General features: G+C 42.2%; 13 protein-coding genes. 8 read left to right on the forward strand and 5 right to left on the reverse strand.

Annotated elements, in window-relative coordinates; translation table 11 throughout:
• Positions 1-71 precede the first annotated feature (71 nt).
• The 3 genes from MHI53_RS11595 to MHI53_RS11605 all read left to right on the forward strand — a co-directional run bounded on the left by MHI53_RS11595 (position 72) and on the right by MHI53_RS11605 (position 5484).
• Positions 72-2195, forward strand: a complete 2124-nt coding sequence (locus tag MHI53_RS11595) for a glycoside hydrolase family 3 N-terminal domain-containing protein (protein ID WP_340373538.1) — start codon at positions 72-74, stop codon at positions 2193-2195.
• A gap of 267 nt (positions 2196-2462) precedes the next feature.
• The gene (locus tag MHI53_RS11600; protein WP_081092375.1) at positions 2463-3428 is read left to right on the forward strand and encodes a peptidoglycan-binding protein; all 966 of its coding nucleotides are present in this window, start codon (positions 2463-2465) and stop codon (positions 3426-3428) included.
• Between the two features lie 763 nt (positions 3429-4191).
• A complete protein-coding gene (locus MHI53_RS11605) occupies positions 4192-5484 on the forward strand; it encodes an MFS transporter (protein WP_340373539.1) in 1293 nt (430 codons plus the stop codon).
• A 256-nt stretch (positions 5485-5740) separates the two neighbouring features.
• On the opposite strand, the gene MHI53_RS11610 is transcribed toward MHI53_RS11605, so the two are convergent.
• The 4 genes from MHI53_RS11610 to MHI53_RS11625 all read right to left on the reverse strand — a co-directional run bounded on the left by MHI53_RS11610 (position 5741) and on the right by MHI53_RS11625 (position 11866).
• Positions 5741-7129 carry a PTS mannitol transporter subunit IIBC gene (locus tag MHI53_RS11610; protein WP_340373540.1) on the reverse strand — a complete coding sequence of 463 codons (1389 nt, stop codon included), beginning with the start codon at positions 7127-7129 and terminating at the stop codon, positions 5741-5743.
• Entirely contained in the window at positions 7126-9225 is a 2100-nt protein-coding gene (locus MHI53_RS11615) for a PRD domain-containing protein (RefSeq protein ID WP_340373541.1), read from the reverse strand. Before MHI53_RS11615 ends, MHI53_RS11610 begins: the two co-directional genes overlap by 4 nt.
• Positions 9226-9273: 48 nt before the next feature.
• Complete coding sequence (gene xylB, locus MHI53_RS11620; protein WP_340373542.1) at positions 9274-10755, reverse strand: xylulokinase; 1482 nt, start codon at positions 10753-10755, stop codon at positions 9274-9276.
• A gap of 97 nt (positions 10756-10852) precedes the next feature.
• The gene (locus MHI53_RS11625; RefSeq protein ID WP_340373543.1) at positions 10853-11866 is read right to left on the reverse strand and encodes a zinc-dependent alcohol dehydrogenase family protein; all 1014 of its coding nucleotides are present in this window, start codon (positions 11864-11866) and stop codon (positions 10853-10855) included.
• A 302-nt stretch (positions 11867-12168) separates the two neighbouring features.
• Between MHI53_RS11625 and MHI53_RS11630 the strand changes: the two genes are divergently transcribed.
• Complete coding sequence (locus MHI53_RS11630) at positions 12169-12678, forward strand: DinB family protein (RefSeq protein WP_340373544.1); 510 nt, start codon at positions 12169-12171, stop codon at positions 12676-12678.
• Positions 12679-12696: 18 nt separating this feature from the next.
• Positions 12697-12921: a hypothetical protein gene (locus MHI53_RS11635; RefSeq protein WP_061141956.1), complete on the forward strand. Its 225-nt coding sequence runs from the start codon at positions 12697-12699 to the stop codon at positions 12919-12921.
• Positions 12922-13169: 248 nt separating this feature from the next.
• Here MHI53_RS11635 and MHI53_RS11640 read toward each other — a convergent pair whose 3' ends face one another.
• Positions 13170-14570 (reverse strand): MFS transporter, encoded by a 1401-nt coding sequence (locus tag MHI53_RS11640; RefSeq protein ID WP_340373545.1) that lies wholly within the window; start codon positions 14568-14570, stop codon positions 13170-13172.
• 311 nt (positions 14571-14881) lie between these two features.
• On the opposite strand from MHI53_RS11640, the gene ssuD reads away from it, so the two are divergent.
• The 3 genes from ssuD (at position 14882) to MHI53_RS11655 (ending at position 18058) form a co-directional block, all read left to right on the forward strand.
• Positions 14882-16015, forward strand: a complete 1134-nt coding sequence (gene ssuD / locus MHI53_RS11645) for an FMNH2-dependent alkanesulfonate monooxygenase (RefSeq protein WP_100532282.1) — start codon at positions 14882-14884, stop codon at positions 16013-16015.
• 239 nt (positions 16016-16254) lie between these two features.
• A complete protein-coding gene (locus MHI53_RS11650; protein WP_340373546.1) occupies positions 16255-16710 on the forward strand; it encodes a GNAT family N-acetyltransferase in 456 nt (151 codons plus the stop codon).
• A 208-nt stretch (positions 16711-16918) separates the two neighbouring features.
• Complete coding sequence (locus tag MHI53_RS11655; protein ID WP_340373547.1) at positions 16919-18058, forward strand: Ig-like domain-containing protein; 1140 nt, start codon at positions 16919-16921, stop codon at positions 18056-18058.
• Positions 18059-18386: the final 328 nt, after the last annotated feature.

The following is an 18386-nucleotide window of genomic DNA, read 5'->3' on the forward strand; positions in this document are numbered from 1 at the left end:
AGTTGCGGAAATCATAACTGGCTCCTTCTAAGGGTAGAGCGAGGAGAAGGTAAAGTTTAGGAGGAAATACAATGGAAAAGTATCATAAACAACCAGAATTAGAAGTTAGAGTGAAGAATATTATCGAAGTTGACGGATTTAAATTTAAGGATTTGAATAATAGTGGGAAGCTAGAACCTTATAAGGATTGGCGTTTGAGTCCAAAGGAACGTGCGGAGAACCTAGTCTCATTGATGCATATCGATGAGAAGATCGGTATGATGCTGATTAATACGCGCAAAATGGGGCTTTCTCAGGAAAATAAAGAAAAGACAAGCCATGAGGGTATATTGGATGAAGCGATTGTGGAAAAAGGGGAAAATATATTCGCTGCATCAAAAATATACGGAACAACACATACGATCGAGAAAAGGAATGTAAGACACTTCATATTAAGAGACAACTTTAGCCCAGCTGAAATGGCTGCATGGATTAATAAAATGAATGAAGTTGCTGAGGGAACCCGTTTAGGTATTCCTTGCTTGATTACATCCAATTCAAGAAATGAAAATGCAGAACCTATTTTTGGTATGAATGATGCAGGTGGAATTTTCTCCACATGGCCTGGAACCCTTGGTCTTGCAGCGGCAGCACAGGGAGATATTAAAAACGGTGGAGATGCAACACTTATTAGCGAATTTGCTAAAATCGCTCGCGAAGAGTGGAATGCTACAGGTATCAGAAAAGGGTATATGTACATGGCGGATACGGTTACAGATCCGAGATGGCAACGAGCCTATGGTACGTTTGGAGAAGATCCAGAATTTATTTCTGATGCTATTGGTCGTCTTATCGATGGATTCCAAGGTGAGGAATTAGGCAAAAACAGTATTGCCATGACAACGAAGCATTTTCCTGGTGGAGGAGCAAGGGAAAATGGATTCGATCCTCATTATAAAGAAGGAAAGTGGAATCTTTACCCTACTCCAGGAAGCTTAGAAAAATATCACTTACCACCATTTAGAGCAGCGGTAGAACATGGTACATCATCTATCATGCCCTATTATTCTATACCAAGTATCAAGAAGAGTGTGGTACAAGAGTTCGAGGGTGAAGACATTCCATTCGAAGAGGTAGGCTTCACATTCAATCACTATTTCATTAATCATATTCTAAGAGGAAAACTTGGATTTAAGGGCTATATCAATAGTGACAGCGGCATTGTGAATAATATGAGCTGGGGCGTAGAAGAATTAAGTGAGGCTGAACGTTTTGCGAAAGCAGTCAATGCAGGGACAGATATAGTTGCGGACACAAATGATATAGAAAATCTTAAAATGGCTGTTAGTAAAGGCTGGATTAGCGAAAAGCGCATTAATGAAGCGAATGTACGACTTCTGATAGAAATGTTTACATTAGGTATTTTCGATGACCGTACATATAATTCGCCAGAAGAGGCTACAGCTGTAGTTAGTAACAAAGTGAATTGGAAAGCAGCTTATGAAGGGCATAAAAAATCTGTAACGATCCTTAAAAATCAAAACGAGACGTTACCATTAACTGCTGAAAAGGTTAATTGTAAAAAAGTATATGTGGAAGTATTGCACAAGGATGTAGAACGGGCAACAAAATATACTGAAAAGGCAAGGAAAGAGTGTCAAGAGCTCGGCCATTTTTCGATGACTACTAATTATGAAGAAGCTGAAGTAGCGATCATATTCTTACATCCAAAATCCGGTTCTTATTTCAACGCGACACCAGGACTATTAGAGCTTGAGGTTTGTGAGGGGAAAGTAGTATCAGCTTTAGATGGCTCACTGTATCAGGAAACGACTATAACTGGTATGGATCATCTAAAAGAAGTGAGCGACAACCTTCATAGCCGTAGTGGAAAAGTCGTTATCAGTGTGAATGTAACCTTGCCATGGATACTTGAAAATATTGAACCGATGGCTGATGCTTTAATCGCTGGATACGATACCTTCTATAATGCACAGTTTGAGGTTATCGCAGGTAATAGTAAACCAGTAGGTGTTCTACCATTAACATTACCAGCGAGTGAAGATGTAATTGCCGTTCGTCAGAATGGTGAATGTGTGTCTAGAAACGATGTACCTGGTTATGACAAGGACAAATATATGCCTGCAGGACTATCATATGCATATAAGGATAGCGATGGTAATATCTATAAACTTGGTCATGGACTAACCTATTAATAGAGGTACTAGCGAAGCTGTCACAACCCATAAGGAAATGCCAAGATTAAAAAGAGTTATAATTTTAAAACATGTTTATAGGAATTTTTGAATTACGCCCTCTTTTGTCTACAAACTGAGACCACTTATGAAGTGGTTTCTTTTATTTGGTTTAATAAAATATTTTAATAGGGTTGATTTGGAGCTAAAGAGCATTTTTCGGGTGTTTTTTCTAAATTGTACAAGCATTTCCTGATAAGCACCATAATATATTTGGAGGTGATTGAATTGACAGTCAAATTGGAAACATTATTGGAACGATCGGAAAAGAACATGGGCAGCGGAATACACCCAGTCGTCAAGGAATCAGCATTGGAAATGATTAAACGGGCATACAAAGAAGGCATTTTTGTGCAAATCAGTGCCGGCTATCGCTCAATGGAAGAGCAAGCGAAGTTGTATGGTCAAGGGCGCTTAGGATATAGCTACGGTGGCTTGAATTATAGTGATTTATCAAAACCGGTAGTGACTAATGCGCTGCCAGGTCAATCCTACCATAATTATGGACTGGCCATCGATTTCTTCATCGTAAGCGATGATGGCAAAAATGCGATCTGGACTGTTGATGAAAAATGGAGGAGGGCAGGGGCAATCGGTAAATCATTGGGCTTTGCGTGGGGCGGGGACTGGTCAAGTTTTAAAGATTATCCACACCTGGAAATGACCGATGGGCTCTCGTATACTCAGCTTCAGGAAGGCTTAAAGCCTAATTTGACATCAAAGGTGATTGGGACCACACCATCACCTGGGTCAGGTGTGAAACCGGATGTCATCGAAAAAGACCCGCCTGAAAAGGACAGTGGAGATCCAACCATAAAGTCCATCCAAACCACATTGAATAAGCGGTATCAAGCAAAAATCGCGGTGGATGGTTATTATGGGCCGAATACGAAGAACGCGCTGATCAAGGGGTATCAAACGGAATTGAATAAACAATATGGGGCAAAGCTTACTGTCGATGGATTATGGGGACCGCGAACAAGAGCTGCCTCACCTAATGTGAGGGAAGGAGCCCAAGGCAATATCACCTATATTCTTCAAGCGGCACTTTATATGGAAGGCTTCAACCCAAGGGGGATAGACGGTATCTTTGGGAGTGGAACGGAATCGGCAGTGAAAGCATTTCAAAGGTCTGTTGGAATATATGCAGATGGCATTGCAGGAGAAAATACATTTGCCAAATTATTCGAATGATTTGAGTTCGATTAGTGCCGATCATGCTTATAGTTTATCAAAAAAGTCCATTAGAGGGCTTTTTTTGCTGAAGGTTAGGCGGTAAGGGTGCAGGAGCTAAAAGCAAGTGCTGATCAGCTACTGGAAATATTGGTAAAGCGAGGCTTACCAAGCAAAATGGCCACATGCCGGGTAGAGGTAATCAATAAAGAAAATGATCGTAAGGTACTATCTACCTGACACAGTTTAAACATCATTCCTAAAAGGTACATACAGTTAAACGAGTTTTTTTGAGAGGAGGTAGAGGTTGTATCAATTGAACCATATACAAAGGAAGCGCTTTCATTTAAAATGATGGTACTAAAAGTGAAGCCGAGAGGTGTGTGCAATATGGTGAATAAGGACGAAGGAAATTTTTTAAAAGGTCTTTTGTTTGGTACATCTTTAAGCATACCGTTATGGGTCTCTTTTTTTGGATGGATTAAGATAATAATTACCAGATTATTTTAGAGCCTAATGGCTCTTTTTATTTTGTTTCAGGATGTGAATCGGCGTAGTTTTTCCTTTTTCCAAAACCTTGAGTCTTCTTCTGAGAGAGGAAGATTCAGGGTTTTATTTTGGAAAATATTGAAAATGGTTATTTTCGCAATAGTTAAATTTTGTCATGGAAAAAGCGCCAAAGTTGAGAGAAGTGGCGCCTCAATTTCCCTTTGAACGATGCTATACTAATTGAAATGATGAAAGCGCAATCATGCATTTAATTGATTAGGAAAAGGGGATGTTTATGGGTACGGTTAACGGAATGAACCTGACATTATTAGATAAAATCGGCATTACGAAGTCGCTCGCTTGGGGATATCTGGGAATCCTGATTTTCATGATGGGTGACGGTTTGGAAATCGCTTGGATGAGTGCTTATTTGCAAGGACGGGGAATGAGCGTCGAACAAACCGCTTCTCTTTATACGGCGTATGGAGTTACCGTTACCATTGCTTCCTTTCTATCTGGAGTGCTTGCTGAAGCTTTCGGTCCTAGAAAAATCATGTTTACGGGTTTATTAGTTTACATAATCGGAACCAGTTCTTTCATAGCTTTTGGCCTTGCCGAGTTGAATCAGGGCACGATGCTGCTCACTTATGCTCTCCGTGGGTTCGGATATCCTCTTTTTGCCTATAGCTTCATGGTATGGATCAATTACCGGAGTCCTAAACATAAGCTGGGAGCGGCAGTGGGGTGGTTTTGGTTTGTTTTTACAGGCGGATTGAATGTGCTGGGTGCTTATTATTCGATATGGGCGATTGAACGGTTCGGGCATATTGGCACTCTATGGACATCGATATTCTGGGTATGTGTTGGAGCAATGTTTGCCATTGTCATGAATCGTGACAAACTGGAACTTAAAAGCAGCAGCATGAGTACCCGAGCAAAATTAAAGGAATTGACAAAGGGCTTTACAATCTTAAAAAGGGAACCAAAGGTTGCGATTGGAGGGGTTGTCCGAACCATCAATACGACTTCCCAATTTGCATTTCCGATTTTTCTGCCGATTCACATGGCCAATTACGGAATTTCCATCAATACATGGCTGACCATGTGGGGCATGATTTTCACGAGCAACATCGTATTCAATGTGATATTTGGAATAGTCGGTGATAAACTAGGATGGCGTAATACGGTAATTTGGTTTGGCGGGGTTTTTGCAGGGTTTTCCACACTGTTGTTATTTTATATGCCAATATGGACGAACGGTAATCTTGTATTCGTTTTTATTGCCGGAATGTTCTGGGGGGCTTCGCTTGCAGGTTATGTACCATTATCTGCTTTGGTACCTTCGCTTGTAAAAGAAGACAAAGGAGCGGCTGTTTCTGTATTGAATTTAGGGGCAGGGCTTCCCGTATTTGTCGGCCCGGCGCTTGTAGGTGTTTTTTATGAACCGATGGGTGCAAGTGGTTTAATCTGGATGCTTGCGATTTTATATTTCATCAGTGCCATATTGACCGTATTTATCCAATTGCCGGCAAAGGAAAAAGATGAAGCGGAAAAGGTAAACTTGGAAGCAATGGAAAAAACCGTCTAATTCATTCAGACGGCTCAGTAAGTGGACCAAAAGGGGTTCGAAAGGGAGAATTCGGAACCCCTTTTGGGTTTTACGCGTCCATCAGGATAGGCAGGGGTATTGATGGCTCAACAGTTGGACTAACGTAACAATCAAAATATTTCTCGTATACATCGTCATGATGACGTTGTTCGAGCACGTTTATACGGTGAGACCGGCAGGCTTTGTCTGATGAAAATGTAGCAGGTCATCGCCGTTTTTATAAATTACAGCGATTTTAATATGATTGATTTCTGTTCTTAATGAGTAAAACGATATCATCATATTCCAGTAAGTTAGATAATGAATTCACCCCTATGATCAAAGTGGATTGATGCATCTGGTTCATTCTCTTTTTTAGTTGGTGCTGAATAATGATCAAATCAGTTTCGGTTGGGATATCATCGATGGAACGGTGCTCGATTTGGATATTCGGCAGCCTGGCTTCCTTCACTTTCCGTCTTAGGATGGCAGCTCCCATTGCGCTTGAAGCCATCCCTCCGTCACAGGAAATCGTAACATGCCGGATGGATGAAAGGCTATAGGGCGGTTCATCAAGAATCATGATGCTTGGACGTTCTTCTTTTTCACCAAGCGGCAAGGTGAGGGACTCCATAGGTGACCCGCTCCGTTTAGCATGGGATCGCACGAGAATAAAGTGAGCGACGATGCATGATACCACGGCCGATAACCCGACTCCTGCTAAAATGATTAATATATCTTCTTGCGGAGCTAGAAACAAGATCAATAGAATGCTGCCGGGAGAAGCTGTGGAAACGAGTCCGACATCAAATATCTGGAAAAAGGAAATGCCAGTGAATCCTCCGGCAATTACTGCAATGAATAAGGCGGGGTTCATTAATATATATGGAAAATACACTTCGTGAATTCCTCCAAAAAGCTGAATTCCAGCGGTTCCTCGGATGGATGGCTTTTCTTCCTTGCTTGAAGTCATCAAATAAGCTAGCAGGACACCGAAGCCTGGTCCAGGATTCGCCTCTACTAGAAAGATGATGCTTTTCCCGAGTTCGCGTGCCTGTTGAATACCGAATGGCGCGACGATCCCATGGTTTATGAGATTATTTAAAAACATCACCTTGGCAGGCTCGATGACCAAGGATAAAAAGGGGAGCCATGCTGATCCGACCAGCATGACCAACCCACTGTTTATATGCTTGAGAACATCGTTCATAAGGGAGCCAACCAAGTAATAACCGGCTAACATCAAACCTATGCTAAGCAACGCATCAATAAGATTGGCAATCAGAAGTTCACTGCCAATCGGAATATAATCCTGTGTTCGCCGTTCCAACCATGCCGAAAGCCAACCGATTGGCGGACTGAATATTATCGCTCCAATGATCATTGGCATATCGGAAGCCATGATGAGCCCGATCATCGCAACATTTGCAACAATGCCCCCGCTATGGCCGCCATAAAGTTTCCCACCTGTATAGGCAAGCATGAGTGGCAACACATATCGATAAATCGGATCGATAAATTGACTCATGCCAGCATCGGGCTTCCATCCATGTGGCCCAAACAAAATATTCAAGATGCCGGCTGCGATTATGATGGAGATATTCTGAAAAACAATCGAACTATATATGCGTCCTATGCGATTCATCTTTGTTTTCCTCTTGCATAAGATAAAATCCTTTCCTGGTAAGCTTGCTGAAAATGCTCTTTCACGGCAATAAGAGTCCATTCCTTGTTGCCGGAAGAGATGGCTCCTGCTAGCTCATCATCAAGAAGGCCGCTTATTAACTCCCCTAAAAGCGGAAAATGCTCACGCGGTGCATCGGGCGGTGCTGCCAATAATAACAAGGTATCGACGACTTGCTTTTTTCCACTTTCAGTATGCCATGGCATTGCTTCCTTCAACGAAATAATGTTGACGAAAAGGGTCCTGACAGCAGCCGTCCGGCTATGCAAGATCCCAATTGAACCTATGGCAAAGCTGCCTTTCCGCTCTCTTTCCTCAAATGCTTCAATCAGCCCTTCGGGGGAGATGACGGCATGCGATCTTGAGACAAAGGCATGAAGCCACGCAAGCTTCTCCTTTGTTGGAAGCGCCTCCATCCATGATAATCCTCTCATCACTTGCGCGAAGGCCTCTCCGTAGTGAGCAATTCCCATAAGTGAAGAGTCTTCTGACGGATGATCATCCGAGCGTGGCCTTTGTGTGCTGCTTTGTTGTTTTTTCAATTTCCCTTTTATTTTTTGAATATCATTGTCGCTTAAAATGGGAGATACTACGACAAGGCGTTCTTCCGTGATGCCGGGGATTTGTATCGTTGATACGATTGCATCGACTTGCCAGTTGTTTTCCAGCCAACCCGGCAGTTCACTAAGCGACAAAACCTCTGAAACCTGAAGGCCGGGGATTTCTTGCTTTAATCTGGATGCAAGTAAGCGAGAGGTGCCAAATCCACTGGCACAAACGACTGCGACGCGCCCTTTTAGATTTTGCTGATTTATTAGTGCTGCCCCCACGTGTATGGCCATATAAGCAATTTCAGCGGGAGGTATCCTAACGCCAAGGTAATTCGAGAGTGATTCAGCGCTTTTCCGGCTTGCTTCATAGACAACGGGATAGTCTCGTTGAATTTGGGAAAGAAGCGGGTTATGAATGGGCAGTCCGTTGCGTATCCGGTTTAGTGCAGGGTAGAAGTGCTTAAGCAGTCCTTCACTTAACATCGGGTCCGTCAATGGCTCATTTAGTTCCGCTTTCACACCTTCGATGAAGATCCTGATTAAATGTGTGGTTTCCTCTTCTTGAAACTGTTCAAGCGGGAGATTAGGCTGGACCCCGTATAAATGAAGGATCAAATAATTTATTTCCTCTTCCGGCAGCTGGATATCCAGTAATTCCTTTAATCTTTCCGCTATAAAATAAGAAGAAGGGTACAACTCGATTAGCTTACGGTCGGCCGCCACAAGATCATTGTTTTGGTCCTTGTGACGCTCGACTGCAAGGGCTAAGTGAAGGGAAACACTGATTCGGTCCCGTTCGTTTGAAAACAGGGAAGGATGACGTTCAGCTGCTTCCGTTAGCACTTTCCCGACTGCATGAAGAATATCCAAATCCAACAGGTCCAAATACATGGACGGGATATGTTTTTCAATCTGCCAATCTTCTTTTTTTCCTGATTTCAATAAATCAAACACGGCCAGCCAATTCTCTGGAAGTGTTTGATTATTTACAACCGCAGTAATGGCCGCTCGTAAATGCTTGTCCTCCCCAGATATGAAAATACCGAGCCCCGGCTTACGAACCAATGTCAAATGAAATTGGTTCAACCAGCCTTCCAGCTCTTGTAAATCATGGCCGATCGTCGCTTCCGTCACATAATATTTTTGGCTGAATACGAACATTTTGGTTGGTGTCTGATCGCGTAACAAGTCACAGATGATTCCAAGCTGCCTGTCTTTTGGAGAAAAGGAGGTCGATTGATGGGCCTTCTCCAGTTCTTCTGCCAGAACCCCTTTACATTCCTCATCCCCAACCAAGCATATCCCGCTTCGAAACTGTTTCATGATCTTCAGTCCATATGACCGTACAATCGGCTTTAACTGGGCTATCTCACGCTGGCAAGTCCGTAAACTGATATCGAGTTCCTCAGCCATATCTTTCGGCATTATCGGAAAGTCGCTTTCAAGAAGACGGTCGATTATCATCTTTTGGCGGCTGCTAATAAATATTTGCGTTTTCTCTGCCATCCTTAACACCTCATTTCTCATCAAGCATTTCCCATCAATTTATATGTACTAAAACAAAGGATTCATCGCTTGTGCAATGGATTGATAGCGGGCAAATTGGGCGTCATACACATGTTGGTTTTCCCGATTGCAAGTAATCCGATTGGCAACCTGATCAAGCATGGGTAAATCGGTGACCGCCTTCCATACTCCGTTGCCAAGTCCAGCCAGAATGGATACACCATAAGCCGGGCCTTCACGTTCCACATGAACCTGAAGATGCTGCTGGTATACGTCAGCAAGCACTTTTGTCCAAATGGGGTTTTTAATGGCACCGCCCGTGACCGTCCAATCCGCCACCTCGATCCCAGCTTTCTCCATCATATCCAATACATCTCTTAAACTATAACAAACACCTTCTATCACGGCACGTGCCATGCTTTTGCGATGATGTCCATATGTTAACCCGAAGAAAACACCTTTCGCCCGGGGGTTATTCAATGGTGACCGTTCTCCATTCAAATAGGGGAAGAACAATAATCCATCTGCACCAGCTTCAACTTGTTCAACCCCATCAAGTAAGTCGTCATAGTTTTCCTTTTCAAAAGTGTCTCGCAGCCACCTTAAAGACATGCCTGCCGATAATGTCGTACCCATCGCATGCCACATTCCAGGCAAGCAATGACAAAACAAGTGGAGGGTGCCGGCTTGATCTCTTGCCAGGTCGGGCAGTTCGTTCAGGGGAACGAAAACGGTCCCTGAAGTTCCGATACTGATGCTCCCTTTTCTTTCCGTTATTATTCCATTTCCCAGGGCAGCGGCTGCATTGTCACCGGCTCCGGCTACCACCGGGATTCCGATTGGCAATCCAGTCACCCGTGAAGCTGTTTCGCCAATGGTTCCGACCACTTCCTGACTTTCCGATACAGGGGGAAACCATTCCGAAGAAAAGCCAAGGTCTTTGATTATGTCCCAAGCCCATTCTCTTTTCTGGACATCCAGCAAACATGTCCCACTTGCATCGGTCACATCGGCTGAAAACTCTCCAGTCAATTCATGGACGAGATAATCTTTTGGCATTAAGACCTTCTTTATCCGGGAATATTGATGGGGTTCATTGTTTTTGAGCCATAATAGCTTTGGCGCAGTAAAACCAGGTAGAATCGGATTTCTCGTCGTGGTAAATAAACGATCAGCCCCGATGATTTCTTCGATTTCGCCGCATTCTTTTAAAGTTCTTCCATCATTCCATAAAATCGCTGGCCGGATCGGCTGATTCCGTTCATCTAAAATGACCAGGCTATGCATTTGCCCGGTGGCGCCCACCGCCCGGATGTCTGCCGGATCAACGCCGTTTTTCCATAACCTATGCAAGCAGGCTATGACGGACTCCCACCAAAGGGAGGGAGATTGCTCACACCAGCCGGGTTGAGGGCTTTCAAACGAATAAGATACATCGGCCGAAGAGACGACATGTCCCATATCATCAATCACCACAGCCTTCGCTCCTTGCGTGCCAATATCGATTCCTACTAATAATGTTGGATTCATCATTTTTTTCCTTTCCGCTGTTTAGTGAAAAGCCGGTCAGCATCGTTTGGGCAGGCAGAGATGAACTGCCCAAACGATGGCAAGGACCGGCATGCCGTTATTTTTCAATTTCTACCTGGACTTTAAATTGACTGCTGCTGCGATTTCCTTGTAAATAATCAATCGTTTCCTCAAGCGACAGCTGATCGGAAATAAGGGGCTTTAATTGGATCCGGCCTTCCTTCACCCAGTGGAAAGCAGGGATGAAGGTGTAGTTGATTGCCATGGAACCTAAAACCGTCCAATCATTATTATACAATTTAAATGGATCGAGTGAGATCTTGGCATCTTGGGCAGTCACGCCAAACTGAAGGTATTTACCGGTTTTTCCGATGTAGTCAAATGCCCGTTCGATGACGGAAGGGATTCCGGTAGCATCAACAACAACATCGAAACCATGCGGGTATTTTTCTTGATTCAGCTCTGTTTCCATTTCGTGGCTGAGTACCCCTTTTGTAGCTCCCCACTCGAGCCCCATATCCAACTTTGCCTGATCAAGATCGACGACGACAAGCTCTGAAGCACCGGCCATCTTCAAGGATTGAATCAATTGTTGTCCCATTGCACCAGCCCCAAATAATAAAACGCGTTCCCCCACCTGGAGATCGAGCCGGTTCATGGCATGCACGACACAGGCCATCGGCTCGATGAAGGCAGCTTCTTCAAATGAAAGGGAATCAGGTAATTTGAAGACATTTCGAGCCGGGACTTTTACATATTCAGCCATGCTGCCATCAGTGGTATTGCCGAGGGCGCCCCAATTAGTACACTGATTACCGCGATGGGTTAAGCAATATTCACATTCGCCGCAAAATAAAGAAGGATCAGCGGTTACGCGTTCACCTACATGAAAGCCTGTTACATTTTCTCCGATTTCATGAATGACACCAGAAAATTCATGTCCTGGAATGATCGGATAGGGAGACAGGAATTCCCCTTTGTAAATATGGATATCGGTGCCACATATACCGGTATGCTTCACTTTGATCGTTACCTCGCCGGAATGCGGTACAGGATAAGGAACTTCCTTCACGACTGCTTTATAAGGCTCTTCAATCACTAATGCTCTCATTTTCTTTCCTCCTAAAATTTTTTAAATGTTTTAAAGATTATTGATGGTGGTGTAACGTGAATCCGTTTTCATAGTATCATTCTAGCAATCTTGTCCATCGGATTGCACAAGAAGATTCCATAAGTTTGTCACTTGTAAATGGACAAATTTTATATAATGCCCAGAAAAGAAGACAAAAAAAACATAGACCTACTTCATGAAACATAAATGATAAATGGATAATTGTGTTAATCTTGAAGGGGCTATGGAACAATCTCCGTAAATTATAGGTGAATGGAGAGGGGAGTTTGGGAGCATCGGAAATGATAGAAGCCTATAAAAGTGATTGGCAAAACTATTCCATCGAGCAACTGCAATATATAAATGCCAAGGGAGTTTGGACCATCTGTCAGATGTACGACCATTTAATAGCCGTCGCCCATGAGTATCTTGATAACGTGGAACTTTGTGCGAAAGCGGAAGCGGAGCATGGGCTCGGGAAAACGGAATTTGGTGAGCGGTTATATCGAAATGGCGGCTTTCCTCCGATTAAGATCAAGTTACCGGATGAAATGAACGCCCCGCCAAATAATCAAGATAGTATGGAAAAGCTTACAACAAGGCTGGATCATGTAAAGAACAGATTGCAGGAATGGGAATGGAAGGTGGGTGCGATTAACCCAAACCTCAAAGTGAAGCATGGGGGCTTCGGCTGGCTGAATGCGCAGGAATGGCATGATTTGGTCGGCATGCATTTCCATCATCATTTGCGCCAAAAGGCCGAACTCGAACTCCATATTGAAAATGGAAAAAAAGAATATACAAAATATTGATAGCGAGGATGGGCAGCAATGAATATACAAACGAATCAACTATCCATTAAATTAAAGATTAAAAACAGGCGGAATTTTAACCTTCAATCTCATTTACATGAAATGTGCGATTACAGCAAGGAATATGAGCATGATATCGTGGAGGTTCAAAAGGTCAATATGATAAACGGCGGGAATTATGAAATTGTCATCAGTATCACAAGAGATCTGGATTGCCTAGGTGAACCAATGGATCGTTATTAAGCCCACATAGACATAATAGGTGGGTGGAAGGTGGAGGATGGAACAAAGGAAAAAGCCAAGGCGCTCCTCGTACCGTGGCCTAAAAGGTTAGATAGAATGAATAATGTAAGTATGCCCCATCCAAGGTTCAAGATGATTCATAAGTGAATGGTTTTTTGCACCGAACGATTTGGGGGAAAGGTGAGGAAAAGGTGCGTCCACAAATTTTCCTCGCCTCTTTTATACGTGCAGTGCATCTATTGGAGTAACTACATGGAAACATTATCTTTACGTTCACTAAGATCTTTAATGATACGATTGTATTTTTCGTCCGATAGTTTATAGAATATTGCGACAACTGCAATGGTAGCCATGGCCAGAGTGCTTGGATAGATAAACATTAACCCTCTAATACTTTGCTGTACATCTGCAGATTGAACCGCATTTGGCACATAACCGACCAAACCTAATACAAGCCCGGGAACGAAGCCTGCAATTGCTTGAGAAAGCTTACGACAGAAGGTGAAGAACGAATAAACAACGCCCTCGGATCTGTTACCGGTTTTCCATTCTCCATATTCGACAGCATCAGAAACTAAAGCCCAGTTTAAACTGTTTACAAATGAACTTCCAAAAAAAGCAAAGCAGGCTAGGATAATGAAAATCAATGCGTTATCTGCAAAAATATAAGCTGAAATGTCTCCTACGGCCCATATGGCGCAACCTACTATATATGTAAACTTCTTACCAACTTTTTTGACCATGAAAGGGACGAGTGCAACGCCAAAGAACACGCATCCAATACTAAAAAAGCCCATATAAGGTACAATAGAAACGTTTTTCAATACATACTGACAAAAATAAACCTGAACAGCAAGTTTGACGTTAAAAGCTGAAAAGGTAAATAAATTTACTAAGCACAGAACAAGTAAAGGCGTATTTTTTAATAAGCCTTTATAACTGTCCATCAACTTGACCTTTGTTTCCTTTGGTTTTTCGTGCACATATCTTTCTTTTACGTTGGCATAACCGTAAATTTGCAATAAGACACCCAAGAAGGCAAAAACGGATACAGCCACGACATAACCAGTAGATTCACTATTGAACATGAATACAATAGGCATAAATCCTACAGTCGTAATTAGAAGTCCTAAATTTGAGCCCGCTTGCCTAAATGATGCCAATTCTGCCCTTTCCACGGGATCTTTCGTCATAGCAGGTACCATTGATCCATAAGGAATATTTGAGATGCTGTAAATGGTTCCGAACGCCATGTAGGTTACAAATGCCCAGACAGTTTTTCCTGTCAGCGAGAAATCCGGATTCGTAAAACTGACAATCGTTATTAAAGCAAGTGGAATCGCAGCATACAGGATGAATGGGCGAAATTTACCCTTAGGCCCAATATTCTTTCTGTTATCAATCCATGTGCCGACCGTGATATCCGCGAATGCATCCCAAATTTTCGTTATCAAAAAGACTAAACCAGCTGTTGCGGACGACAAACCCAGTGAGTCCGTATAAAACTTGAGCAAGTAAATTTGACCAAGATCAAACAAGAAATTATTACCTACATCTCCTAATCCGTAAGCAATTTTCTCCTTAAGTTTAAGCTGTTTAGATGTATTGACCGATTGTATCCCCGTATCATTAACTACTGGTTGTGCCATAACTTCTCTCCTTAGACTGTTTGGATTTTCTTTTTCTTCCTTCTCTATTTGCAACAGAATAAAGAACCCTTTGGTTGTCCAATCGGAAGTTCATTTTATAATAATTGCATTATTCCGATTGAAATGCAAGGATTTATTAAATTGTTAATTCTAAAAATATTGATAATTTACTATATTCGAATTATTTATTCCTTGAATGGCTATCAGATTAGTGTATAATGTGATTGGATTATACAATTGCAAACTAATGTTTCCAAAGGAACGCAAGAGGAAACAACCGGTGGATTATTTCAGTACAGGAGGAAGATAAAATGAATGTGTTTTGGTTTATTCCAACAGGCGGGGACAGCCGCTATTTAGGGACATCAAAAGGCGGGCGTGATGTGGATTTCGATTACATGAAACAGCTTGCGCAAGCCATTGACTCTTTAGGATATCAGGGAGCTTTACTACCAACTGGACGATCTTGTGAAGATGCATGGGTAACGGCATCTTCGTTATTATCCGTCACTTCACGCATGAAATTTCTCGTAGCTCTTCGTCCAGGACTCATGCTGCCGTCCGTCGCAGCCCGTATGACGTCAACTTTTGATAGACTATCAGGGGGACGTCTCTTAATCAATGTCGTTTCAGGAAGTAATCCCGCAGAGCAAGTTGGCGATGGTATTACGGTTGACCATGATGAACGGTATGAACTGACAAATGAATTTTTAGACGTATGGCGCTCCCTATTGGCAGAGGAAGAAGTTGAATATGAAGGAAAACACTTACATATTGACGGCGGGCGTCTTATTTTTCCACCGGTTCAAACACCTCACCCTCCTATCTATTTTGGCGGATCCTCAGAGAAAGCTCTTTCTGTAGCCGCTAAACACTGTGATGTGTATTTAACATGGGGGGAACCCGTTGATGCAGTAAAAGAAAAAATCAATAGAGTAAAAGCACTGGCTGAAAAAGAAGGACGTACCCTAACCTTCGGCATTCGTTTACATGTCATTGTTCGTGAAACGGAAGAAGAAGCTTGGCAAGCAGCCAATGAATTAATTAAATATGTGGATGACGAGACAATTGAATCCGCACAAAGGGAATTGAGTAAACATGTTTCAGAGGGGCAACGTCGTATGCTAGCACTTTCTAGTGGAAGTAAAGACAATTTGGAAATCAGCCCTAACTTATGGGCGGGTGTCGGTCTAGTACGTGCTGGTGCTGGGACGGCATTAGTCGGTGACCCGATAACGGTGGCCGAACGCCTGAAAGAATACCAAGCCGTTGGCATCGACACCTTCATTTTATCTGGGTATCCACATCTGGAGGAAGCCTATCGTGTAGCCGAATTATTATTCCCTCATTTACCTATGAACTCGATTCAGGAGAGGGAGCAAAAGCAAGCTGCTAAATTTAATCACGGAGTGGTCATTGCAGATAGCATACATCCAACTAAATAGCCTATCAAAAACGCTCATAGAATCAGGGTCTCGACAATTATGTTGAGGTCTTTTTTCTAATAGGTCCAAATTACATATCGGTTTGTCCACTCCATCCAAGTACCCTTTCTTATCCTCAATAATTACGCGGATAAGAAAGGGTAAGGTTCACGTGCTTCTCATCAATAAGCAACCGAATAATACGTTAAAGTAATGAGGCAGAGCCCATTTTCATCGTAAAGAATAAGGAGGCGATTTTTATGGAAATTAAAATAGATGATTTGAATGGATCTGAAGTGATTGCACTGGTGAGCGAGCACCTCCATGGTATGACCCTGCATTCCCCTCCAGACAGTATACATGCCCTAAATCTTGAGGCATTGAGAAAACCAGAAATTACATTCTGGAGTGTATGGGAAGGAGATCAATTAGTTGGATGCGGGGCACTTAAAGAAATTGATGGTCAACATGGAGAGATAAAATCAATGCGAACATCTTCATCACATCTAAGAAAGGGTGTGGCAAAACAGCTGCTTGAATACATAATGGAAGTAGCCAAGCAACGTGGCTATCGGCGCTTAAGTTTGGAAACGGGATCAATGGATGCTTTCGAACCAGCAAGAAGACTTTACGCAAGTATCGGATTCCAATATTGTAAGCCGTTTTCCGATTACATCGAGGACCCAAATAGCGTATTTATGAAAAAGGAACTGTAAGTTTTCTTCTAACTAAAGAGTGCTTTTTTACTAACCGGATCTCAATAGACCTAATAGGAAACCCAGCTGCCTGTGAAGGTAGCTGGGTTTTAAGTCGGGGTGTGAAATGGCACGTAAAAATATCCATATAGAAACTTATGGTAATTAAGGTGCTTTTGTATTAGTATGAAGTGAGTGGTTCTTTATAACGAATGTAGGAGGAGTGATTGTGCGTAATAAAGGTATTTTGTCATTGGTTGCGGTAGGTCTATTTGCTTCGTCATTGTCTGTAGATGTTGTTAAGGCAGAAGGAAACGAGAACGAATTGGTAAGAAAAGCTCTAGAAAGTCAAATGGAAAAACCACTTGAAAAAAGATTCATTGAATCTAGGACGTTTAATCAACTGGAAAGAGAAGTTAAAGGTTCACAAGCGAAATCCGTTGAAGGCTTTAGGAAAATGAGCAGATCTTCCAGTGATGATGACTATATTTATGAAACCGAGTACAATGATGACTTTGGCTCAGCAGATAATTCGTCATTTGAAAAAACAACAATTGGTCAATTGCTTCCTCTATATGATGTAGACTTTTCCAAAGTGGCCGTTCCTAGCGATGGAGTTTTGTTAGTAGCAGGATCAGCATCCTCATATGCCATTGACCTAGGATTTGCAGCGGTACAAAAAGATTATGTTGATAATAACAACTTGGAATACTTAGGAAACAAATACGAAGAAGACGTTGAATTAAGAGCGTATGACGTCAAAAAAGGCACATACTACATAGGCGTTTACGACCAGGATAATGATTACGATCTTGACGATAATACAGAAGATGACATATATGCTATTGCAACAGGATTTGTAGACGATGTTAAACCAAATAAGCCAACTGTAAATAAAGTTGACAACAATGACAAAGTGGTGACCGGAAAAGCAGAGGCCAGTACTACTGTTACTGTTAAAAATGGAAGCAAGGTGTTAGGTTCTGTAAAAGCAACATCCAAAGGGACATACTCTATAAAGATCGCCGTTCAAAAAGCAGGCACGAAGTTGTCCATTTCAGCTAAAGATAGCGCAGGGAATGTAAGTTCAAGTGCATCGGTAACTGTTGCTGATGTGGTCGCACCTAGCAAGCCAACAATAAAGAAAGTAGATGACAATGATAAGGTGGTTACCGGGAAAGCGGAAGCAAGTTCAACTGTAACTGTGAAGGCAGGAAGCAAAACCCTTGGTTCAGCAAAAGCAAACTCTAAAGGTACCTACTCAGTCAAGATCAAAGCACAGAAAAAAGGAACCACGCTTACTGTAACTGCAAAAGATAAGGCCGGGAATACCAGTTCCAAGGCCACGACAAAAGTTGTAAAACACTAAGTTCCATAAAAAAGGCGAGGATAAATTCCTCGGCTTTTTGTTTTTCTGTTTAGATCGTTTATATGAAAATGTAACAAAAAAAGAGAAAAAATATGAATATTACATAGTAAACCTTATTAGAATATATACTAATTACCTTCATCGATACAATACCATCTTTCCCTATCTTGGCATTAGTAGAAGAAGAAATTTTAAGTTGTTTTTGTAAATTAATTTTCTCATTTTTCTCTTGTGAAGCGTTGATATTAAAGGTGCATAACTAAACATATGGGAGCCATTTACATACAACATAGAAATATCCGATGGTGTTGAACATTGGTACAAACAC

The sequence above is a fragment of the Peribacillus sp. FSL E2-0218 genome, from assembly GCF_037992945.1.
Lineage (GTDB): Bacteria > Bacillota > Bacilli > Bacillales > DSM-1321 > Peribacillus > Peribacillus simplex_B.